Here is a 21,469-nt window from a genome sequence, read left to right as displayed (position 1 = left end):
TCCGAGAACCTCTGCCTTGAAGAACACGGACCTGTCCCACCAGCGCATTCCCTTGCGCCGGTCGCATTGGTCAGTGTCCCGCATGCCGTCCGCATTGTTGTATCGCTGCCTATTGCACGCCTTCCAGCAGATCGGCTTCATCCGCAAGAATGGCGGCGGCCTCGGTCAGCAAGATGTCCTTTGCATTCTTGCGGGCGTTTTCGATTGCAATATCAGCGCTCAGGCTGCGTTCGTCCGACTGCAGGCCATCGTCTTCACCGAGGCCCACACCGTCACTTATTTTTGCACGCTCCTTGAGACGGACTGTTTGGGCAGCCAGTTCGTTTCGACGCTGGGTTAGATTGAGGGAGACAACGCCTTTTTCGCGCTGCGCTTTCAGTTCGGCAACGTCTTCAACAAAGCGTTGGAAATCCCGATCGTTGCTTACCCGGGCATCATGGCGCGTTTGCAGCTTCGGCAGCAAAGCCGTCATATCACCAGCGGGCGCATATTTTGCTGGCTTGATCTGTTTCCATGGCAGAGCGTTGTCGTAGCTCGCTTCACCAAAGCTCTTGATATCTGAAAGGCCTGGCAGGTTGATGTCAGGCGTGACGCCGCGCAGCTGTGTCGTCCCACCGTTAACGCGGAAAAACTGGGCAATCGTCAATTTCAATTGGCCGAATTTCGGTTGGCTGTTGTTTGCCGCCTTATCAAGATTGACCACGGTTTGCACTGTGCCTTTGCCAAAACTGGGTTCGCCGACGATCACACCACGGCCGTAGTCCTGTATCGCTGCGGCAAAAATCTCGGAAGCCGATGCCGAACCGCGATTGATCAAAACGCCGACGGGTCCTGTCCAGGCTGGCGCTGCACGATCATTTCTTTCGATCTCTACCCTGCCGTTGGCACCGCGTTGCTGAACCACCGGACCTTTGGCGACAAACAGCCCCGTCAATTCTATCGCCTCGGTCAACGATCCACCGCCATTGTCGCGCAGATCTATCACGACACCTTCGACATCGTCCTGCTTCAGTTCGCGAAGAAGCTTGGCGACGTCGCGGCTTGCACTTCTGTAGTCCGGGTCGCCTTTTCGCCGCGCTTCGAAATCTTCATAGAACGCCGGCAAGGTGACGATTCCGATTTTGCGCGTTGCCGCGCCCTCCTTTATGGACAGTATGGTCTTCCTGGCGGCCTGCTTTTCGAGGCTTATCTTGTCACGTGTCAGACTGATGAGGCGATGGCTGCCATCTGGCCCGGCGTCCGCTGGCAAGATGTCCAACCGGACGACGGAGTCTTTTTCGCCTCGTATCATTTGCACGATCTCATCAAGCCGCATGCCCACCACTTCCTTTACGGGGCCGTCCTTGCCTTGACCGACACCGGTAATGCGGTCTCCGACGGTCAGCTTGCCGGACAACTGCGCCGGGCCACCTGGCACGAGCTCGCGGATCGTCGTGTAGTCATCGCGTTCCTGCAAGACCGCGCCGATGCCGACCAGCGAAAGCTTCATGGAAATATCGAACTCTGTTGCAGCCCTCGCGCCGAAATAGTCCGTATGCGGATCAACCGACGTCGTATAGGCACCCATGAAAGACTGAAAAACGTCGTCGCTTTTGTACTTGAAAGCGCGATCGAGGGAATTTTGATAGCGTTTGTCGAGCGTATCGCGAATAACCGCGTCCGCTTTGCCCGCCAGCTTCAGCCGCAGCCAGTCGCCTTTGACGCGTTTGCGCCAGAGATCATCGCTTTCGGCTTCAGATTGGGCCCAAGGGGCGTTGTCGCGCAACGAGGAATACGATTCCTGCACATTGAAATCGAAGTTCTGTCTGAGCACGCTACGCGCATAGTCCATACGGTCGATAACGCGCTGCTCATACACGTTGAAAATGGAAAACGGGATCCTCAGGTCTTCCCGTTTGATGGCATCGTCAATCTTTGCGCTGTCAACCATGAACCTATCGATGTCTGCCTTTAGGAACAGCATACGGTCCGGATCCAGCGACTTGATGAAGCGGGTCATGATCTTCGCTGACAAAGCGTCATCAAGCGGAACAGGCCTGTAACCGAAGCGCGTCATGAATTGCGCGCTCAAACGCGCGGCTTGCGCCTGCTGCGGTAGTGGTGCCAGAACGGGCGGCGATGCTTCCAGAGCATATGCGGACGGCGCGATTGCCAGGAACATACCAAGCAAGCAGTAGTGTATACGCATTCAGCTGTGATCCAATTCTAAAGTCGTTCGTTGACGAGTACGTTGGTGGAACAATTATGGTTTTTTGGCAACCAAAGGAGTGCGCATGTCTCGAAGGATCAGCTCTTTCGTTAGCTGCTGTGACCAGTCCCGTTATTTGGATCAATTCACGATTGCGTGACGTAAAGCGCCTCACGGCAGGCAATTAGGCTGATTTGGAGGATGCCTGTTTAACAAGATCGCCTAGGCGCCCAGTGACACCTCACCGAAAGCGCTCACCGCTCGTCCGCAAATTCTTGCCGTGGTGACGCGCTGCGTCCATATAGGCGACATGACGGTTGATTCGAAAATATTCGTCGGGCTTAAATCTGCCCGTAAAAAAGCCCCCGCCAGCGAACCCGCAGGTCCGAAGTGCCAGTGGGACGGTTGCGAGAAGAGTGGCACGCATCGCGCCCCTGTCGGTCCGGGTGCGGAAGGCCTGTACCTTTTGTTCTGTCTTGAGCATGTGAAAGAATACAACAAGGGATACAGCTTCACTACGGCTCCATCGAGCCCAGAGGTCGCCCGCTACCAAAAGGAAGCGACGACCGGCAGTCGTGCGACCTTCGGAACCCGGGTCACCCAAGCGACCGAAATCCCGATCCCGTCAACTGTACGCTCCGGTTCTGCAAAGACATTGAATGCGCGCAGAACCGCCACACAGCACCAGGCAAAAAGCAGCAGTCTCCAGAGACGGAAACTCAAGGTGCTCGAAGCCAAGGCTTTCGAAACACTCGGCCTGTCGCCGGACGCGACGCCGGAGGAAATCAGGAGCCGCTATAAAGAAAGGCTCAAAATGCACCATCCCGACGCCAACCAGGGAAACCGCAATTCCGAAGACGAGCTTCGCGCATCGATTGAGGCGCACAAGATCCTTAAACTGAACGGATTTTGCTGAGCTCCACAGATGATGCCGTATAGGCCCAAACGATCCAGTGTCGATTGTCTGCCCACCTCTGGGTTCAAGAAAATCCAAACGTGGTGGCCTTGAAGGGGATGGTCTATTGGACGGGAAGTTGGACGCGTGGATGGTTTAATGGCGGCGGCTTGTTGCAGACCCGCCTTTTCCGTTCGCTCTCGCAATAGGCTATTCAATCGCCGTCATGAACGCGGGAACCTGTTGTTCAAAGAACTTCGAAAACGATGCGATGCGCGGTGGTAGCGCCTGATATGGCGGGTAATAGAGGGTAAGCCATAGGTCGGGCGGGGACCAGTTGTGAAGCACATGAACCAACCTTCCCGTGCGCAGATGTTCGGCAATGTGGAATTTCGGCAGCATCGCCACCCCTGCCCCTTCAGCAGCCATATCGGCCAGAACGCCGCCGCTGTTGGCACTAAACGCCCGGCCTGCCGAGATCGTCGCACTCCCACTTCCATCTGATAGCGTCCAAGTCTCCCGCTTGCTTTCGCCACTATAGGCAAGGCAATCATCGGGGTTCAGTTCGTTCGGATGCTGCATTTCGGCAAACCGGCTGCCCGGTGCGGCGACGAGAATACGGCGCACGACGCTGATCTTTCGCCAGATCGTAAACTTGTCCGATGGTGCGGAAGAGATACGGATCGCCAGATCGTAGTCGTCGTCAATGATGTTCACCAGTCCGTCCGCGAGCGAGATTTCGAAGCTGATCTTCGGAAACCGCTCCCTAAAGCCGGCCAGGATGGGTGGCAGGACTTGCTGACCGAACCAGGTCGGCGCACTGATCCGCAGCCGTCCGTGATCCGCCTTGTGCGCGTTCATTACCTCCTTGCGCGCATTCTCCAACACCTCCATCGCTGGCTGAACCTGGGCGGCGTAGATCGCTCCATCCGTCGTCAAAGATACTTGGCGCGTCGTTCGAACGAAGAGCTGGACACCGAGATCGTCCTCCAGAGCCGCGATTGCCCGCGTGACGGCTGCCGGAGTCATGTCCAGTTCACGGGCCACCTGGGCGAAGTTCCGCTTCTCGGCAGCTAACAGAAAAGTTCGGAGGGCCTTGTAGTCGTTCATTCTATTATTTCATACCGCGCAATTCACTGACAATTATTATTGCAATTTAATCATCGGATCAACCGGCATATGTTCTCAATCACACCAAACGAACAACACCGGATCCAAGGATGGACATCATGATCAAGGATATCAAAGGACTGCATCATATCACGTCGATGGCTTCCGATGCCCGTCAGAACAACGGGTTTTTCACGGATACCCTTGGCCTGCGCCGCGTGAAGAAGACCGTGAACTTCGACGATCCAAACGTTTACCACCTCTACTACGGCGATGAGGCTGGCAGCCCGGGCACCGTCATGACCTACTTCCCATTCCCCTATGTGATGCGCGGCAGGCCAGGCGTTGGCGAAGTCAGCGAGACACAGTTCGCAGTGCCGAAAGGCGCCCTCCCCTTCTGGCAGGATCGCCTGGCATCAAAAGGTGCAAACAACGTTCAGGCCGATGTGATTTTCGGCACCAACAGCCTGCGGTTCAATGGACCGGACGGTGAAGGGTTTGCCCTGATCGAAGCGGGGGATGATGCGCGCAAAGCTTGGACTGGAGCCGGCATCGCCGACAGCGTCGCCATCCGCGGTTTTTCAGGCGCCAAGTTCCGCCTGCATGAGACCGGGGCCACCGCCGAACTGCTCGGGTTCATGGGTTACCAGCGAGCCGAGACCGAAGGCAACGTTACCCGCTTCGTCATGCCCGGCGGCAACGGCGCCGACACGATTGACCTTGAGGCTCTGCCCCAGACGCCCTTCGCGAGACAGGGCGCCGGCTCGGTTCACCACATCGCCTTTGCAATCGAAAACCGCGAAAAGCAACTCGAAGTTCGCAAGGTTTTGATGGATACTGGATATCAGGTTACGCCGGTCATCGACCGTGACTACTTCTGGGCAATCTATTTCCGCACCCCCGGCGGCGTGCTGTTCGAGATCGCCACCAACGAGCCTGGTTTCGACCGCGACGAAGACACCGCACACCTTGGCGAGGTTTTGAAGCTGCCAGCTCGGTACGAACCTTACCGTGATCAGATCGAAGCCGGGCTGACGCCGCTGGCAACCTAAAATTCCAGCCAGATCGCTTTCCGACAATTCAGCGTCCGAACCTTCAAGACGAAACGTCGCCCCTGCCCCATGCCTTTACTCAATCCAATGAAAGGGAAACACCAGATGTCCAATAAACTCCAGGTCCTCACCCCCCAGAACAGCCAGATCATCTTCATCGACCAGCAGCCGCAGATGGCCTTTGGTGTCCAGTCGATCGACCGGCAGGTCTTGAAGAATAACGTCGTCGGTCTCGCCAAGGCGGCCAAGATCTTCAACATTCCGACAACGATCACCACCGTCGAGACCGACAGTTTTTCGGGCAACACCTTTCCAGAGCTACTCGCCGTGGTTCCCGAGAACGACATCCTCGAGCGAACCTCGATGAACTCCTGGGATGACCAGAACGTACGCGACGCGCTAGCCAAGCATGCTGCCGACGGCCGCAAGAAGATCGTCGTCGCTGGCCTGTGGACCGAGGTTTGCAACACGACCTTTGCGCTGTCCTGCATGAATGACACCGATTACGAAATCTACATGGTGGCCGATGCGTCCGGCGGCACCTCGGTTGATGCGCACAAGTATGCAATGGACCGCATGGTACAGGCTGGCGTGGTCCCCGTCACCTGGCAGCAAGTCCTGCTCGAATGGCAGCGCGACTGGGCCCGCAAGGAAACTTATGACGCGGTTACGTCCCTGGTAAAGGAGCATTCCGGTGCCTACGGCATGGGCATCGACTATGCCGTCACGCATGTTCACGGTGGCGCCGAGCGCGTCAGCCATGGCAAGCGGATCGGTCCGAACCCCGCGAAGTAAAGCCGTCTTCGCTCCGGCAGGACGCCACCTGCCGGAGAGAATTGCTTCCTCCAAGCGAAGGTCATACCTGATGAAAATCTATCTCCTGTCACTCGGCGCCGGTCTGCTGGTGGGCGTGATTTACAGCCTGCTCAATGTCCGCTCGCCTGCCCCGCCTGTCGTCGCTCTCATCGGCTTGCTTGGCATTCTCGTCGGAGAGCAGCTCGTGCCCTTGGCCAAAAGCATCTGGGCCCGCGAGCCTGCCGCCATTTCCTGGCTTCACCAGGTCAAGCCGCACATGTTCGGTCACCTCCCGAAGGGTGGTTCGAACATAGCGAAGACGGCCTCCCCTGGCGACGATCCGGCATCGGGGGAAAGCTGATGACCACGCGCCGCACATTCCTGGGAGCAGCATCGAGTCTCGCCTTTTCAAACCTGTTTTCAACGGCCAATGCCGCCGATCCCACCAAGACCGGAGCCCCTTCCATGCACGCCGATATCGTTTTCCACAATGGATTGATCACGACGCTTGACCGCGCAAATCCGAACGCCACCGCCGTCGCCGTCAAGGACGGGCTGTTCATCGAGGTGGGGACAGACAGCGACGTCATGGCGCTTGCCGGGCCGGACACGAAGGTCGTTGACCTCAAAGGCAAACGCATGCTGCCGGGCCTGATCGACAACCACACCCATGTCGTGCGCGGTGGTCTCAATTTCAACATGGAACTCCGCTGGGACGGCGTGCGCTCGCTTGCCGACGCGATGGACATGCTGAGGCGGCAAGTCGCCATTACGCCCGCGCCACAATGGGTGCGTGTCGTCGGCGGTTTCACCGAACACCAGTTCGCCGAAAAACGTCTCCCGACGATCGACGAGATCAATGCCATCGCGCCCGACACGCCTGTCTTCCTGTTGCACCTGTATGATCGCGCACTGCTCAACGGTGCTGCGCTTCGCGCTGTCGGCTACACCAGGGATACACCGAACCCGCCAGGCGGCGAGATCACCCGCGACGCCAACGGCAATCCGACCGGGCTGCTGCTCGCCAAGCCGAACGCCGGCATTCTTTATTCAACGCTCTCCAAGGGGCCGAAGCTTCCGTTCGAATACCAGGTCAATTCCACCCGCCATTTCATGCGGGAACTGAACCGGCTGGGAATTACCGGGGTTATCGACGCGGGGGGTGGTTTCCAAAATTATCCGGATGACTATGCCGTCATTCAGAAACTGTCGGACGAAGCCCAGCTCACGGTGCGCCTCGCCTATAACCTGTTCACGCAGAAGCCGAAGGAAGAAAAGCAGGACTTTCTCAACTGGACGCAATCGGTCAAATACAAGCAGGGCAATGACTATTTCCGCCACAACGGCGCTGGCGAAATGCTCGTCTTTTCCGCCGCCGACTTCGAAGACTTCCGCCAGCCGCGGCCCGAAATGGCGCCGGAGATGGAAGGCGAACTTGAAGAGGTGGTCCGGGTGCTTGCCGAAAACCGCTGGCCGTGGCGCATGCACGCCACCTATGATGAAACCATCAGCCGGTCGCTCGACGTCTTCGAGAAGGTCAACAAGGACATCCCACTCGAAGGGTTGAACTGGTTCTTTGACCATGCCGAGACGATTTCGGATCGCTCGATTGACCGGATTGCTGCCCTTGGCGGCGGTATCGCCACCCAGCACCGCATGGCCTATCAGGGCGAGTATTTTGTCGAGCGCTACGGCCATGGCGTAGCCGAGGCCACGCCGCCGATCAAGCGCATGCTTGAGAAGGGCGTCAACGTCTCCGCTGGAACGGATGCCACCCGTGTCGCATCGTACAATCCCTGGGTCTCTTTGTCCTGGATGGTCACGGGCAAAACCGTCGGCGGCATGCAGCTTTATCCGCGCGCCAACTGCCTCGACCGCGAGACGGCGCTGCGCATGTGGACGGAAAAGGTCACCTGGTTTTCCAACGAGGAAGGCAAGAAGGGCCGGATCGAAAAGGGTCAGTTCGCCGACCTCATCGTGCCGGACAAGGACTTTTTCACCTGCGCCGAAGACGAGATCTCCTTTCTGTCCTCGCAGTTGACCATGGTCGGCGGCAAGATCGTCTATGGTGCCGGCGACTTCCAGGCGCTTAACGAGAACGATGTACCGCCCGCCATGCCGGACTGGTCTCCCGTGCGCACGTTCGGCGGCTATGCGGCTTGGGGCGAACCGCAGGGTGCAGGTTTGAACTCCTTGCGCCGCACTGCGATCTCGACCTGCGGCTGCGCCAGCTCCTGCAACGTCCACGGTCATGACCATGCCGGAGCCTGGACGTCTAAATTGCCGATAGCCGACCTCAAGGGCTTCTTCGGGGCACTTGGTTGCGCCTGCTGGGCAGTGTGAGGAGAAGATGATGATATTGAACACCCGAAGCCGGAGTGGCCTCGTCTTGCTCATCACATCGCCTGTGGTCCGCTTCGTGGCACTCCTGGCTCTCTGTGCGGCCTATATCCAGGGGCCGCTCACCAAGCTGTTCGATTTTCAGGGTGCGATTGCCGAGATGGAGCATTTCGGCCTCCACCCGGCAACTCTTTTCGCCATCGTCGTTATTGCGTTCGAACTGACGGCTTCGGCAATGATCCTGTCCGGCGTCCTGCGCTGGCTTGGCGCGCTCGGCCTCGCCGTTTTCACGCTTCTTGCGACCTTCGTTGCGCTGCGGTTCTGGGAGATGCCCGCCGGCATGGAGCGCATGATGGCGACCAACGCTTTCTTTGAACATCTTGGCCTTGCCGGTGCGTTCGTCATTGTCGCCATAATCGACCTTGCAGAGGGAGCGGGCAAATGACCGCCGCGAAATCTTCAGGCGGCAGTTTCGCCCCGCTCCGCCAGCCTGTCTTCGCTGTCCTCTGGGCCGCGACGGTTCTCGGCAACACCGGCAGCTTCATGCGCGACGTAGCCAGTTCCTGGTTGATGACCGATCTTTCGGCAGCCCCCGCAGCCGTCGCGATGGTTCAGGCGGCTGGCACGCTGCCAATCTTCCTGCTGGCAATCCCCGCCGGCGTGCTCTCGGACATCCTCGACAGGCGCAAGTTTCTGATCGCCATCCAGCTCCTGCTCGCCAGCGTCAGCATATCGCTGATGACACTGTCCCATATGGGCATGCTGTCGGTCAGCGCACTGATCGGGTTGACGTTTCTGGGCGGCATCGGAGCGGCCCTAATGGGGCCGACCTGGCAGGCGATCGTGCCGGAACTGGTACCGCGCGAGGACGTGAAGGGGGCAGTTGCGCTCAACTCGCTCGGGATCAATATCGCGCGCTCGATCGGTCCGGCGGCTGGGGGGCTGCTACTGGCCGCATTCGGAGCCGCCGTGACCTATGGTGCAGACGTTGCAAGCTACGTTCTCGTCATCGCGGCCCTCGTCTGGTGGCCGCGCGCCAAAAATGCCGATGACGCGCTGTCCGAAAACTTCTTCGGTGCGTTCCGTGCCGGGCTCAGGTACACCCGTGCCAGCAAGCCGCTTCATGTCGTGCTTTTGCGGGCGGCGATCTTCTTTGCTTTTGCCAGTGCCGTCTGGGCGCTTCTCCCGCTGGTCGCCCGTCAACTGCTGGGCGGCGATGCCGGCTTCTACGGCCTCCTTCTCGGCTCGGTCGGTGCAGGCGCTATAGGCGGCGCGCTGGTAATGCCGCATCTGCGCCAGCGCTTCGATTCCGACGGTCTTCTTCTCGGTGCCGCTGTCGTAACGGCTCTGGTCATGGCAGCACTTTCACTCGCTCCGCCGCAATGGTTGGCAATCGTCGTTCTTCTTTTTCTGGGTGCTGCGTGGATCACGGCCCTCACCACTCTGAACGGTGCAGCGCAGGCCGTCCTGCCGAATTGGGTGCGCGGCCGTGGGCTTGCCGTCTATCTTACCGTCTTCAACGGCGCGATGACGGCAGGCAGCCTTGGATGGGGTGCCGTGGGGGAGGCGGTCGGCGTACCGGCCACGCTTCTGATCGGAGCCGCGGGTCTGCTTGTCGCAGGCTTCATCATGCACCGGATCAAGCTTCCTTCCGGCGAAGCCGACCTGGTGTCCTCCAACCATTGGCCGGAGCCTCTCGTTGCCGAGCCGGTCGCACACGACCGCGGCCCCGTGCTCATCCTGATCGACTACCACGTAGAGAAGCATAACCGCGCCAAGTTCCTGCATGCTCTCAACGACATGTCCTCGGAACGCCGGCGCGACGGAGCCTATGGCTGGGGTGTGACGGAGGACTCGGCCGACCCTGAAAAGATCACCGAGTGGTTCATGGTCGAATCCTGGGCGGAACATTTAAGACAGCACAAGCGCGTCTCGAATGCGGATGCCGACCTGCAGAGCAAGGTTCTGGCTTTTCACAGTGGCCCGGAAAAACCGGTCGTTCGACATCTGCTGTCGATCAACAAGCCTGGAAGAGCAACCTGAAGCGACCTATTACCCAAAATCAGCAATTGCGATTTATGCAATTAAATCGACATATTTATTGCAATTGTGGACGTTTATCGCCCGGTTCATTCTTCCTCCATGAACGGGAACAAGACCAAAAAGACTGCAACCAACCTCGCAGGAGCCGCCATGACTGAAAGTCTTTTTCCACTCACCCGCCGTGACGCACTTCGCGCCGGCGCTGTCCTTGCCGCCGCTGTCGCGCTGCCGATGCGGTCCACCTTCGCTGCTACCGCAACACAAGCAAACACAGGAGAAAATACCATGGGCTTCGTTACAACCACAGACGGCGTGGAGATCTTTTATAAGGACTGGGGTCCGAAGGAAGCGCAGCCGATCGTTTTCCATCATGGCTGGCCTTTGTCGTCCGACGACTGGGACGCGCAGATGCTGTTCTTCCTGGCGAAGGGCTATCGCGTCGTTGCCCATGACCGTCGCGGTCACGGCCGCTCCGCTCAGGTTTCCGGCGGTCACGACATGGACCACTACGCCGCCGACGCCTTCGCCGTCGTTGAAGCACTCGACCTGAAAAACGCGGTCCATATCGGGCACTCGACGGGTGGCGGTGAAGTTGCCCGCTACGTTGCCAAGCACGGCGAACCCGCTGGCCGCGTCGCCAAGGCTGTCCTCGTTTCTGCAGTGCCGCCCCTGATGCTGAAGACGGCTGCTAATCCTGAAGGTCTGCCGATGGAAGTCTTCGACGGCTTCCGTTCCGCACTGGCCGCCAACCGGGCGCAGTTCTTCCGCGACGTGCCTGCTGGTCCCTTCTACGGCTTCAACCGCGAAGGTGCCGTCGTGCACGAAGGGGTCATTCAGAATTGGTGGCGGCAGGGCATGATGGGTGCCGCAAACGCACACTATGATGGCATCAAGGCGTTTTCGGAAACCGACCAGACCGAGGACCTCAAGGCCATCACTGTGCCGACACTGGTTCTGCATGGTGAAGACGACCAGATCGTGCCGATCGCAGATGCCGCGCACAAGTCCATCAAGCTGTTGAAGAATGGCACGATAAAAACTTATCCCGGCTTTTCGCATGGCATGCTGACCGTCAATGCCGATGTGCTGAACGCCGACCTCCTTGCTTTCATCAAGGCGTGACGTCACAAACGCAATGACGCCGATGGCAATTTGCCGTCGGCGTCTCCTGAATCTCCCGGAACCGCAGCGCCGTTTCGGGAGACATCCTTATCCCCAGCATTAGTGCCGGTTGCGTGAGCGCCACTCGTGCGGTGGTACGCCTGCCGCTTTCTCGAAGACTTCGGCAAAGGCATCCTCCTCGGGAAAACCGCATGTTTCAGCCACTTTGGCGATGGTTTCACCGGTCTTGCTCAAAAAGGACATGGCCATGCTCACCCGGCATCCCGAAATCCATTCGAGCACCGTCTGTCCGGTTGTTGCCATGAAGCCTGAACAGAGGTCGTCCGCCCCAAACCCGCTTGCATCGGCAATCTGATCGATCGTCATAGGCCGTGAGAGGTTCGCAGTTATGTACGTCTTGATACGTTTTTCCTGCATGGACGTCAGCCGGCCGCTGGCCGAAAGACTTTGGGCCGGAGACCGTCCGTAGCGATGCGCAAGATGTGCATTGAATGCCAGCCCAATATGCGGAAGCAGCATGTCCCTCACCTCGTCCGGCATGTCGAACATCGGCATCAAAGCGGCGCCAAGGTTGCGGATGACCTGATCGTCAATTCCGCGGCAAATCTCAAGATCATCGATCTGCGGCTCGCCCGCTTCCTCAGCAAGCTCGGAGAGATGCGCACTTGGGATATGGAAGGCGAGCGCTTCGAAACGTCCCCGCACTGAAATTGCGGAACCGTCTCTTAAATTGATCAGGCAGATCGAGCCTTTGGGATATCTTTTCAGAGGTGCTGGGGGCCGGTCCGGCCAGATGTCGCAATGATCGACATCAGCGAGATAGAGCATCACCAGAAACGCATCGTCCGGCGGAAGAATGACCGGGTCGTCGCCCTCTTCGTAAGAACGATCCAGATAGATGACGGAGAGTTGCGCGTCGCGAAGAGGCCTGATCGCCAGTGCTTTTATCGCTTCGACACCAAACCCTGCCGCAATCCTATCACTCGCCCCCAACACTTCACTCACATTTGCCTCGATCATCTGAACAGCGAATTCTGTATCTGCAACTCAGGCTCCGCCATTTGAACCTATCTATCCTTCATTCAAGCGGTTATCTTGTAGAAAAGCATCCTGAGCGAGGAATTCGACTGATTGTTAGCATTGAGGAATCCTTGAGCAACCACAGTCGACTGATTCAGCATCCAGCGTTTTCGAGAGGGAGGTAATGTGTCTTGGCCCCAGTCCCCACCGGTAATATTGGATATTCTGCTCGGCAAGTGACCGATGGGTTCGGTTGCTCTTTGACGCAATTGGCTGTCAATCAATCGCTGACGACCTCCGACATCGCTGTCTTTCGCAAGGCAACATCCGGCACCCGGCTCGATCAGGTGAAGACGCCGGCAAGCAATCGAGGTTTTGTGCTCGGGGTCTCGGCCGTTGCAGGCCATACGCGCCGCATATTCCACAACCATCATGCGACGACCCACGTTTTCCCGGAGAACTCGATTTACATCCGCGATCTCGCCGAAGCCTACAAAGCAGATCTGAGCACGCCTTTCGATTTCCTTTTGTTCGAAATTTCGCAAGCATCGCTCATTAAATTCGCCGATGAGGCCGAACTGACCGGGGTGACGTCAATATCCGCTGCAACCGCATCCAAGGATATCGTACTTGCGAATCTTGCGCGTGCGCTGATCCCGGCTCTTGAAAGGCCAGAGGAAGCAAGCGCGCTGTTCGTCGACCAGATGACGACGGCGATCGGGACGTATCTGGTTCAGCGTTATGGCGGACGACGAAACGCCACCCCCATCCGGGTAAGAACGCTTTCGCGTGCGCATGAGGACCTGGCGAAGAGCATTCTTCTTGAAAAGATCGAGGGCGACATCTCGATCGCGGAAGTCGCTGAGGCTTGCAACTTGTCGCGTGGTTACTTCATTCGCGCCTTTCGGGAAACGACCGGGATGACACCGTATCAGTGGCTTCTCAGCGAACGGATAGACCGCGCCCGTGGGATGCTGCGAACGTCCAACGCTTCGCTTGCCGAAGTGGCCATCACTTGCGGTTTTGCAGATCAGAGCCATTTTACCAGGGTGTTCTCGACTGTCGTTGGCGCAACTCCGGGTGCTTGGCGCCGAAGCTCGTAACCGATGTCCGCTCAGCTTCGTGACCAATCACCATCCCAAGATGGAGTGCCTGAGCGCAGCCGTCGTTGGTCGATTACGATAACACAATTTCAATGTGCCGGCGTGGCCCGCTCCGGGCAACTCTGCCGCAACCCGGGTTTCGTGCTGGACAGCGCCAGCCGAAACGTGCGTCCGTGGAAATGCGGGCATTAGCGCACGGGTCAGTTTAAAGATCGTTCTGTATCAAACAATTAAGAGGGATCCGGATGCCGGACCCCTCCTGGTTTGGAATGCTGTCGGTGTTTGCGAAACGGAAACCCGTTACATCATGCCGCCCATGTCAGGCATGCCACCGCCAGCCGAATCCTTCTTCGGCAGTTCGGCAATCATGGCTTCCGTGGTGATCAGCAGCGAAGCAACCGAAGCTGCATTCTGCAGGGCCGTACGGACAACCTTGACCGGATCGACGATACCCATGGCGATCATGTCGCCAAATTCGCCGGTCTGGGCGTTGTAGCCGAAGTTGTCGGTGTTGCTTTCGAGAATCTTGCCGACGATGATCGAGCCTTCGTCGCCTGCATTTTCAGCGATCTGGCGAACCAGCGACTGAAGTGCCTTGCGCACGATGTTGATGCCGGCGGTCTGGTCGTCGTTGGCACCTTTGAGATCGAGAACGATCGAGGCACGCAGCAGAGCGGTGCCGCCGCCTGGAACGATGCCTTCTTCGACCGCTGCACGGGTTGCGTTCAGCGCGTCGTCGATACGGTCCTTCTTTTCCTTCACTTCGATTTCAGTCGCACCGCCAACACGGATAACGGCAACGCCGCCCGAAAGCTTGGCAAGACGTTCCTGCAACTTTTCCTTGTCGTAGTCGGATGTGGTTTCTTCGATCTGGGCCTTGATCTGAGCGACGCGGCCATCGATCTCGGCCTTCTGACCGGCACCATCGACCAGGATGGTATTTTCCTTGGTAATGGTAACCTTCTTGACCCGGCCGAGCATGTCGAGCGTGACGTTTTCAAGCTTGATGCCAATATCCTCGGACACCACCTGCCCCGAAGTCAAAATCGCGATGTCTTCGAGCATGGCCTTGCGGCGGTCGCCGAAGCCCGGAGCCTTGACGGCGGCGATCTTCAGGCCGCCACGCAGCTTGTTGACCACGAGCGTTGCGAGCGCTTCGCCTTCGACGTCTTCCGAGATGATCAGCAGCGGCTTGCCGGTCTGAACGACGGCTTCCAGCACAGGCAAAAGAGCCTGGAGATTGGAGAGCTTCTTTTCGTGCAGCAGGACATAGGCATCCTCGAGCTCGGCAACCATCTTTTCAGCATTGGTGACGAAATACGGGCTGAGATAGCCACGGTCGAACTGCATGCCTTCGACGACTTCAAGCTCGGTTTCGGCGGTCTTGGCTTCTTCGACCGTGATGACGCCTTCATTGCCGACCTTTTGCATCGCTTCCGCGATGTACTGGCCGATTTCCGTTTCGCCGTTGGCAGAGATCGTGCCGACCTGGGCCACCTCTTCCGACGTGCTGATCTTCTTGGCCTTGGCCACCAGTCCCTTGACCACTTCCGTCACGGCAAGGTCGATGCCGCGTTTCAGGTCCATCGGGTTCATGCCGGCAGCAACGGCCTTGGTGCCTTCGCGCACGATGGCCTGGGCAAGGACGGTCGCGGTCGTGGTGCCGTCACCGGCAATGTCGTTGGTCTTCGAAGCCACTTCACGCACCATCTGGGCGCCCATGTTTTCGAACTTGTCTTCGATCTCGATTTCCTTGGCGACCGTCACACCATCCTTGGTGATACGCGGTGCGCCATAGGATTTGTCGATGATGACGTTGCGGCCCTTCGGACCGAGCGTGACCTTGACGGCGTCTGCGAGGATATCGACGCCGCGCAGCAGCTTTTCACGCGCGTCACGGCCGAATTTGATTTGTTTGGCAGCCATAGAAAGAACTCCCGGGCGCATCGCCCACTGGTCTTCATGAGAAGGAAAAACGATGAGGCCGAGATCAGCCGATAACGCCCATGATGTCGGCTTCCTTCATGATCAGAAGGTCTTCGCCGTTGAGCTTGACTTCGGTGCCCGACCACTTGCCGAACAGGATGCGATCGCCAGCCTTGACGTCGAGCGCGATGAGAGCGCCCTTGTCGTCACGGGTGCCGGTACCGACAGCGACGATTTCGCCTTCCTGCGGCTTTTCCTTGGCGGTGTCCGGAATGATGATGCCGCCCTTGGTCTTGGCTTCGGCCTCGATACGGCGCACGACGACGCGGTCATGCAGCGGGCGGAAATTGGTATCAGCCATGTTTGGATTCCTTAATGGGCACAGCCGGATGGCTTCTCCCCTGCTTGAGGAGTAGCACTCTCCGCTTAGGAGTGCCAGCAATCATTCTGTGCCAATGAACAATCACAATCCTTGTGTGTTCCAATAATTAAAACATAAATCCAGTGTAGTGTGTTAAACTAGCGGATATCCGATTTATCACGGGAGTCCTGCGATGAAATCATTCTTCGATTCCATTTATCACTTTCAATATGTTCTCTTCTTCATCCAGTGGACATTGACTTTGTCTTTGGCGCTCGGCGCCTGCATGGCTGTCGACAAGGCATATTTCTGAACAGTTCGCTCGTTTTACCTTGTTTTCTTGGCGCAAATGCCAGCTCTCCACCGTCCCGAGCACAACCGAAAGACCATCGAGATGATCAAGTTTCGCCCCAAGACTGAAGAAGAGCTGAAGCTGCCGTCTGCGCCCGCAGCAGACAAGGCCGTCGCCGACAAGCCGGCGGATTCCAAGAAGCGCCCGAAAGACTGAACGCGCCGGGTTTTATCAACTCGGTGCGGAGAACGCCGTGCTCGACGCGAACGTCTACCAACAGCGCAAGACAAGCACCCCATATCGGGGCAATGCCAGAACTGTCTTCCGAAAAATTTTGTCGGCTTCGAAGGCGGTATCCCGATCGCGTGGATACTGCCGAGCCGCGTCTGCCCCACCGCCAGCGGCTTCGGTCGAGATTTCTATGAAAAATCACCGGCCTTCAACAAGCCCGATCCGCACACGAACACCACTGAAATCCATGACAAGCCCTGGGGCTTGGCATGTACCGAGAAGGAAACTCCATGAACGTCGATTTTGCCATCACCGGACGCTATGTGCACGAAATCAAAGCGGTTCTTCAATCCGTGGGCATCAACGAGGGCACCGAATATGATGCGCTGCCTTTCAGCCCCGCAAGCCGCGCAAGTGGCCAGCACAGCTTCGCGTTCCGCAACAAGCAGGCTGCTGCCGAGGCCGCCACAACCTGGGAAACGCACGTCAAGCAGCGCGCCCTCTTGCATCGCTGATCTCTAACGCCCGTCGCTGCAAAGCACGGGCCTCCCGGTGGCGCACAGGGTGCCGAACACACTCTGCGCACTGCCGGTGCGCGCGTCTGCCCTATTTGGGAAAATCGCGGGTAAAGGCATCGAGCACGTCGATCAGAACTTCGTTGACCTTATCCGTGGTGAAATCGTCCAGTCCGATCACATTATGCCCCACCGATACGCTTTGGGCTGATGAACGGCGGTAATGCTGGAACTGGATATGATCTTCGGTCAGGCTGACCGCGCTTCTGATCGAGCGTCCGGTCAGTTCGCTGGCGATTTCCATCTCGACTTTTGACGACGTTCCCGGAGCGGGCTCCGTGAGCCGCATTTTCGGCATATCCGCCATTTGAAGCTTTTGGTTGAGAATCTCGATAAGGCTTTCGATTTTCGGACGGAAGACCTGTATCCAATTCTCCTCCACCCATTGTTTCCGATCAGCCTTCTTGGATTTGGCCAGTTCGATTTCCTGCTGCTTCCGCCTGGCTTCGCTCTCGATGCGGCTTCCCAGTGCGAGAAGTTTATTCAGGCGCTCATCGGTAAATTTGGACATGGTCATTCCTGGAAACGTTGAAACAGACGGCCAGCAATCGAACATATGGAATATACATTCAGCAAACGCCCGGCATGTTAGAGTCAATTCTCTGCCGCAAGAGATATCGGCATGCATCGATAGCACCCAGCGCGGATATATCCTTGCATAAAATCGATGCATCGCGGGCAATGCACCCTGCCGGAGTTCTGGAATCGGAAGCCGTGCCGACCCCGCCCCTGAGTTTTCTTCAAATTTAGGGTAGTGCAGGTGAAGGGCAAGAAGGCCAGCATCCCGGCCTGTGCATGATATTTTCCGCCTGGGCATGATGATGTTAAATCTGCGCCACGACTGTTTCGTCACCAACCCCGCAAGCGATAAACGATGCCGGATATGGCGAACACGGCGTCACGGCATAGTCATCGACCGCCACAAGCCGCCCAAAATCACCGCCTCACGCCGCCATTGGAGCATATGCAGATGTGGCCGTGTGACGGAATGTATCAGGCGCGGCCAATGTTCCTGTAGAGGCGCAGAGGATGTCGTCATGCGTTGCAGGCTGCGGCTAACCAATTCGGGTCTTGCCGACGCTGGATGGTGCCATTCCGTAGCGCTTGCGAAAGGTGCGATTGAAATAGGACAGGTCGCCGAAGCCAACATCATAGGCGATGGCACTGATCGGTTTTGAACCGTTGTTCTGCAACAGCCGCTTTTTGGCTGCGGTCAGTCTCCTGTCGAGAAGGTACCGCGAGAAAGTCGTCCCTTCCTGCTGAAAGAGCTTTTGGACATAGCGGGGCGTCACGCCAAGCACTGCGGCAACCGAGCCGATATGAAGGTCGCTGTCGATCAGGTTGGTGTTGATGTAGTCCTTCACCGGCAACAAGCGTCCGGCTGCCGATACCGTTGTGGGTTGCCGGTCGAGATAGGCGATGACAAGCGGCAGGATTTCGTTGAAGTGGGTGTTGGCCATCTCCGCCTCTTTCAGCGAGTGTGGCCCGCGCATCAAAAGGTAAGCCCCGTAGGTGATCAGCAGTTGCAGGGGTGGAAATGATTTGGGGATTGGCCGTAACAGCAGCCGGTCGATCGCTTCCGGTGGCATGCCGAAGGAATGAGCCGGAACGCTGCCGCAATCCACTCGCCCTCCCTCCGGCAGCGACCACGTGAATGGCCGCTCGCCCGACAGGAACAAAAAATCGCCTGACTGTGCCTCGACCCGCAGGCCATTCTGTTTGACCGACAAGGGGCCCTCCATGCTGCGCAGCATCAAGATACGGCCACAGTCCTGTCGTCCCTCGCCCCTAATATGCAGCGAATTGGGCGGAAAAAAACATGAGGTGACACTGAGATCATCGACCTGACACAGCATCCCATGGAGGCCTTTTAAACCATCGGCTTCGGCGTCAAGGACGATATTGCCGACGACGCCGGAAAGAAGCTCCGTGCAGAGATCGCGGGTATGTGCCTCGTCGAACCCGGCGGTATCGAAATGAAGCGGGCTGTAGGTGCCGCGTTCGATGCCCGGATCATTGTGATATAATTGCAACTTTTTCACAGACCTTACAATTGTTCGTTTTCAGCAGTGTCTACTTCGCGCCAATCCAAGCCGCGCCTGCCCGAACAGTTTAAACATGACTATTAGACACATGTTTAAACCTTTCGGGCGCCGGGGACCAGAGCTTTCCCATGCTTTGTTGGCGCCGAGGGACATTGAGGAGCATCGTATGCATCATCACCTGCGCGCAAGCACTTGCTTAGCGCTGCTTCCGCTCGTTTCTTTTCCGCTGTCGGCTTTTGCACAAGAAAAGCCAGACGGTGGCGACGCCACGGCCCTGGAAACGCTGGTCGTGACGGCAACACGTGCCGAGAGGCCCATTTCCAGCATTCCCGGATCGGTGATCGTTATCGACCAGAACGAGATCGCCGAGCAGTTGAAGCTGACAAACGATGCCGCAACCGTGGTCTCGAAATTCGTCCCCGGCTTCTCCGTTGCCAACCAGACGCTTTCAGGTGCGTCGGAAAGCTTTCGCGGCCGCGGCGTTCTGGTGCTTGTCGATGGTGTTCCGCGTAACACGCCGCTGCGCGATGTCTCGCGGACCATGTCGCTGATCGATCTTTCCCGCGTCGAACGCATTGAAGTGGTCAATGGTGCCAGCAGCCTCTATGGCTCAGGCGCGACCGGCGGCACGATCAACTTCATCACCAAGAAGGATGCCACCGACAAACCAGTGGTCACAGTCGAGACCAAGGTCAAGGCGTTCACCGAGAATCTCGGCAAGTCGGCAGGCCCGGAAGTCTCGGTTTCAGCGACGCAAAAGATCGGCGATTTCGATTACCTGCTTTCGGCGACCGGCAAAAAAAGCCGCCTCGCCTATGACGGCGATGGCAACGAACTGCCCTCCGACGCGATGCTTGGACAGGGTGGCGGCGATCGCACGAAGTTCGGCGATCTCTATGCCCGCCTAGGCTATGAAATTGATACCCGGCGCTTTGAAATTTCCGGCGAAATCGTGCGCATGGACCAGACCCCCGACTGGTTCACCAATCTCAGGTCCAATCCGACCTCTCCCAATTTAGCAGCGCCCTATTCCGGGAAATCGGTCCAGGAAGATTCGAAATATTTCAACGCACGCTATACCGATACCGACTTCGCGCTCGGCTCGCTGGAGGTCAGGTCATTCTACAACGACATGGCGAAACGGTTTCCGTTCACACAATACGACGCGATCTACAACAACCAGGTTTACTATTCCGGCAACCCCGCAAGCCCGCAGGCGGCCTATGCGCAGACGACACTCTACACAAAGCGCGCCGGACTGAACGCCACCGTGGAATCCCCGCTGGACGCATTGCGTGAAGGCGCTTCGCTTACCTGGGGTGCCGATTTCACCCATGACAATACCTATCAGACACTGAACAACGGCCTTGATGTCATCAGCCCGATGACGCAGAATTCGATTGCCGCCTTCGCGCAACTGCAGGTGCCGCTCACCGACCGTTGGCAGGTTCAAGGCGGTCTGCGGTATGAACGCTATCACCTCAACGTCGAAAATTTCGTCCGCCCATCGATTTTCTATATCAACCGGGTCTTTCCCGGCATCAATGTCATGGGCGGCACGTTCGACTATGACAACTGGACTTTCAACCTCGGCTCGACGTTTGATCTGACACCGGACGTTCAGCTCTTCGGCGGCTTCTCGCAAGGGTTTTCGCTGACCGATATCGGCGGCTTTACCCGCCGCGCGGGTGCAAACAGCACTGCCGAATTGTGCGACGCCTATGGCGCCCTCGTTTGCCCTGGTGCCGGCGCTCCCGACTTCACGGTCAGCTACGCCGATATTGCCCCCGACCCGCAAGTCGTCAACAATTACGAAATCGGCCTGCGCGGCGGCACCGCCGATTATGGCGGATCCCTGTCCGCCTTCCTGTCGACCTCCGATGACGGCGTCAATTACGACGTGGCGTCGAACCGCGTCTCGCAGCAGAAGGAGGAAATCTGGGGTATCGAAGCGACAGGCTGGTGGCATGCGACCGACAACCTGACCGTCGGCGGCATTCTGGGTTACCGCGAAGGGCGCTACGACACCACTGGCAGCGGCAGCGTAAATGCCTGGCTGCCAAACAACCGCATCGCAACACCAGTGCATGGGACGGTCTATGGAACCTACGCGTTTGAAAATGGCCTCAATCTGCGTGGCGAAGTTCAGTTCTTCACCGGCCGCGACAAGATCACCACGGCACCGGAAATCAAGAGCGCGGCCCTTGTCAATATTCTGGCAAGCCGCAAGGTCGGAGCGGGAGATCTGAGCGTTGGCATCGAGAACCTGTTCAATACGGACTACATGAACCCGACTGCCAGCGCGACGCGCAACAATGTCGTCAACGGCTATGGCCGAACGATCTCGGTCGGCTACAAGGTGACGTTCTAA

18 protein-coding genes are annotated in these 21,469 nt (G+C 57.8%); 11 read left to right on the top strand and 7 right to left on the bottom strand.

What is annotated here, in order from left to right:
• Positions 1-109: 109 nt before the first annotated feature.
• On the bottom strand, positions 110-2,188 hold the full coding sequence (locus tag ACP7E6_RS26150; RefSeq protein ID WP_426232609.1) for a carboxy terminal-processing peptidase: 2,079 nt from the start codon (positions 2,186-2,188) through the stop codon (positions 110-112).
• A 310-nt stretch (positions 2,189-2,498) separates the two neighbouring features.
• Between ACP7E6_RS26150 and ACP7E6_RS26145 the strand changes: the two genes are divergently transcribed.
• The gene (locus ACP7E6_RS26145; RefSeq protein WP_426232608.1) at positions 2,499-3,104 is read left to right on the top strand and encodes a J domain-containing protein; all 606 of its coding nucleotides are present in this window, start codon (positions 2,499-2,501) and stop codon (positions 3,102-3,104) included.
• Positions 3,105-3,293: 189 nt separating this feature from the next.
• Here the strand turns inward: ACP7E6_RS26145 and ACP7E6_RS26140 are convergent, their stop codons facing one another.
• A complete protein-coding gene (locus ACP7E6_RS26140) occupies positions 3,294-4,193 on the bottom strand; it encodes a LysR family transcriptional regulator (protein ID WP_426232607.1) in 900 nt (299 codons plus the stop codon).
• Positions 4,194-4,312: 119 nt separating this feature from the next.
• On the opposite strand from ACP7E6_RS26140, the gene ACP7E6_RS26135 reads away from it, so the two are divergent.
• The 7 genes from ACP7E6_RS26135 to ACP7E6_RS26105 all read left to right on the top strand — a co-directional run bounded on the left by ACP7E6_RS26135 (position 4,313) and on the right by ACP7E6_RS26105 (position 11,545).
• The gene (locus ACP7E6_RS26135; protein WP_426232606.1) at positions 4,313-5,245 is read left to right on the top strand and encodes a VOC family protein; all 933 of its coding nucleotides are present in this window, start codon (positions 4,313-4,315) and stop codon (positions 5,243-5,245) included.
• 105 nt (positions 5,246-5,350) lie between these two features.
• Positions 5,351-6,040 carry a hydrolase gene (locus tag ACP7E6_RS26130; RefSeq protein ID WP_426232605.1) on the top strand — a complete coding sequence of 230 codons (690 nt, stop codon included), beginning with the start codon at positions 5,351-5,353 and terminating at the stop codon, positions 6,038-6,040.
• Between the two features lie 70 nt (positions 6,041-6,110).
• A complete protein-coding gene (locus tag ACP7E6_RS26125) occupies positions 6,111-6,401 on the top strand; it encodes a XapX domain-containing protein (protein WP_426232604.1) in 291 nt (96 codons plus the stop codon).
• A complete protein-coding gene (locus ACP7E6_RS26120; RefSeq protein ID WP_426232603.1) occupies positions 6,401-8,383 on the top strand; it encodes an amidohydrolase in 1,983 nt (660 codons plus the stop codon). The genes ACP7E6_RS26125 and ACP7E6_RS26120 overlap by 1 nt, the downstream gene beginning before the upstream one ends.
• Before the next feature lie 7 nt (positions 8,384-8,390).
• The gene (locus ACP7E6_RS26115) at positions 8,391-8,825 is read left to right on the top strand and encodes a DoxX family protein (RefSeq protein WP_426232602.1); all 435 of its coding nucleotides are present in this window, start codon (positions 8,391-8,393) and stop codon (positions 8,823-8,825) included.
• Positions 8,822-10,423: an MFS transporter gene (locus tag ACP7E6_RS26110; RefSeq protein ID WP_426232601.1), complete on the top strand. Its 1,602-nt coding sequence runs from the start codon at positions 8,822-8,824 to the stop codon at positions 10,421-10,423. The genes ACP7E6_RS26115 and ACP7E6_RS26110 overlap by 4 nt, the downstream gene beginning before the upstream one ends.
• 285 nt (positions 10,424-10,708) lie before the next feature.
• The gene (locus ACP7E6_RS26105) at positions 10,709-11,545 is read left to right on the top strand and encodes an alpha/beta fold hydrolase (protein WP_426232636.1); all 837 of its coding nucleotides are present in this window, start codon (positions 10,709-10,711) and stop codon (positions 11,543-11,545) included.
• 99 nt (positions 11,546-11,644) lie between these two features.
• Here ACP7E6_RS26105 and ACP7E6_RS26100 read toward each other — a convergent pair whose 3' ends face one another.
• Positions 11,645-12,550, bottom strand: coding sequence for a helix-turn-helix transcriptional regulator (locus ACP7E6_RS26100; RefSeq protein WP_426232600.1), 906 nt, complete (start codon positions 12,548-12,550; stop codon positions 11,645-11,647).
• 284 nt (positions 12,551-12,834) lie between these two features.
• Between ACP7E6_RS26100 and ACP7E6_RS26095 the strand changes: the two genes are divergently transcribed.
• Complete coding sequence (locus tag ACP7E6_RS26095) at positions 12,835-13,668, top strand: helix-turn-helix domain-containing protein (RefSeq protein ID WP_426232634.1); 834 nt, start codon at positions 12,835-12,837, stop codon at positions 13,666-13,668.
• Between the two features lie 300 nt (positions 13,669-13,968).
• Here the strand turns inward: ACP7E6_RS26095 and groL are convergent, their stop codons facing one another.
• The gene (groL, locus tag ACP7E6_RS26090; RefSeq protein WP_426232599.1) at positions 13,969-15,594 is read right to left on the bottom strand and encodes a chaperonin GroEL; all 1,626 of its coding nucleotides are present in this window, start codon (positions 15,592-15,594) and stop codon (positions 13,969-13,971) included.
• A 64-nt stretch (positions 15,595-15,658) separates the two neighbouring features.
• A complete protein-coding gene (gene groES / locus ACP7E6_RS26085) occupies positions 15,659-15,955 on the bottom strand; it encodes a co-chaperone GroES (protein WP_426232598.1) in 297 nt (98 codons plus the stop codon).
• Positions 15,956-16,768: 813 nt separating this feature from the next.
• Between groES and ACP7E6_RS26080 the strand changes: the two genes are divergently transcribed.
• A complete protein-coding gene (locus ACP7E6_RS26080; protein ID WP_426232597.1) occupies positions 16,769-16,993 on the top strand; it encodes a hypothetical protein in 225 nt (74 codons plus the stop codon).
• A 91-nt stretch (positions 16,994-17,084) separates the two neighbouring features.
• On the opposite strand, the gene ACP7E6_RS26075 is transcribed toward ACP7E6_RS26080, so the two are convergent.
• On the bottom strand, positions 17,085-17,681 hold the full coding sequence (locus ACP7E6_RS26075) for a hypothetical protein (protein ID WP_426232596.1): 597 nt from the start codon (positions 17,679-17,681) through the stop codon (positions 17,085-17,087).
• Between the two features lie 427 nt (positions 17,682-18,108).
• Positions 18,109-19,086, bottom strand: a complete 978-nt coding sequence (locus ACP7E6_RS26070; RefSeq protein ID WP_426232595.1) for a helix-turn-helix transcriptional regulator — start codon at positions 19,084-19,086, stop codon at positions 18,109-18,111.
• A gap of 178 nt (positions 19,087-19,264) precedes the next feature.
• Between ACP7E6_RS26070 and ACP7E6_RS26065 the strand changes: the two genes are divergently transcribed.
• Entirely contained in the window at positions 19,265-21,469 is a 2,205-nt protein-coding gene (locus ACP7E6_RS26065) for a TonB-dependent receptor (protein ID WP_426232594.1), read from the top strand.

Source organism: Pararhizobium sp. DWP3-4, from assembly GCF_049898205.1.
Taxonomy (GTDB): Bacteria; Pseudomonadota; Alphaproteobacteria; order Rhizobiales; family Rhizobiaceae; genus Pararhizobium.
This window is presented reverse-complemented; position numbering and strand designations above follow the sequence as displayed.

Coding starts and splice junctions, on each gene's coding strand:
- ACP7E6_RS26140 (WP_426232607.1), bottom strand. CDS start 4,193: ATGAACGACTACAAGGCCCTCCGAACTTTTCTGTTAGCTGCCGAGAAG.
- ACP7E6_RS26135 (WP_426232606.1), top strand. CDS start 4,313: ATGATCAAGGATATCAAAGGACTGCATCATATCACGTCGATGGCTTCC.
- ACP7E6_RS26150 (WP_426232609.1), bottom strand. CDS start 2,188: ATGCGTATACACTACTGCTTGCTTGGTATGTTCCTGGCAATCGCGCCG.
- ACP7E6_RS26080 (WP_426232597.1), top strand. CDS start 16,769: ATGAACGTCGATTTTGCCATCACCGGACGCTATGTGCACGAAATCAAA.
- ACP7E6_RS26120 (WP_426232603.1), top strand. CDS start 6,401: ATGACCACGCGCCGCACATTCCTGGGAGCAGCATCGAGTCTCGCCTTT.
- ACP7E6_RS26065 (WP_426232594.1), top strand. CDS start 19,265: ATGCATCATCACCTGCGCGCAAGCACTTGCTTAGCGCTGCTTCCGCTC.
- ACP7E6_RS26130 (WP_426232605.1), top strand. CDS start 5,351: ATGTCCAATAAACTCCAGGTCCTCACCCCCCAGAACAGCCAGATCATC.
- ACP7E6_RS26115 (WP_426232602.1), top strand. CDS start 8,391: ATGATGATATTGAACACCCGAAGCCGGAGTGGCCTCGTCTTGCTCATC.
- ACP7E6_RS26110 (WP_426232601.1), top strand. CDS start 8,822: ATGACCGCCGCGAAATCTTCAGGCGGCAGTTTCGCCCCGCTCCGCCAG.
- ACP7E6_RS26145 (WP_426232608.1), top strand. CDS start 2,499: ATGACGGTTGATTCGAAAATATTCGTCGGGCTTAAATCTGCCCGTAAA.
- ACP7E6_RS26105 (WP_426232636.1), top strand. CDS start 10,709: ATGGGCTTCGTTACAACCACAGACGGCGTGGAGATCTTTTATAAGGAC.
- groES (WP_426232598.1), bottom strand. CDS start 15,955: ATGGCTGATACCAATTTCCGCCCGCTGCATGACCGCGTCGTCGTGCGC.
- ACP7E6_RS26125 (WP_426232604.1), top strand. CDS start 6,111: ATGAAAATCTATCTCCTGTCACTCGGCGCCGGTCTGCTGGTGGGCGTG.
- ACP7E6_RS26075 (WP_426232596.1), bottom strand. CDS start 17,681: ATGCATGCCGATATCTCTTGCGGCAGAGAATTGACTCTAACATGCCGG.
- groL (WP_426232599.1), bottom strand. CDS start 15,594: ATGGCTGCCAAACAAATCAAATTCGGCCGTGACGCGCGTGAAAAGCTG.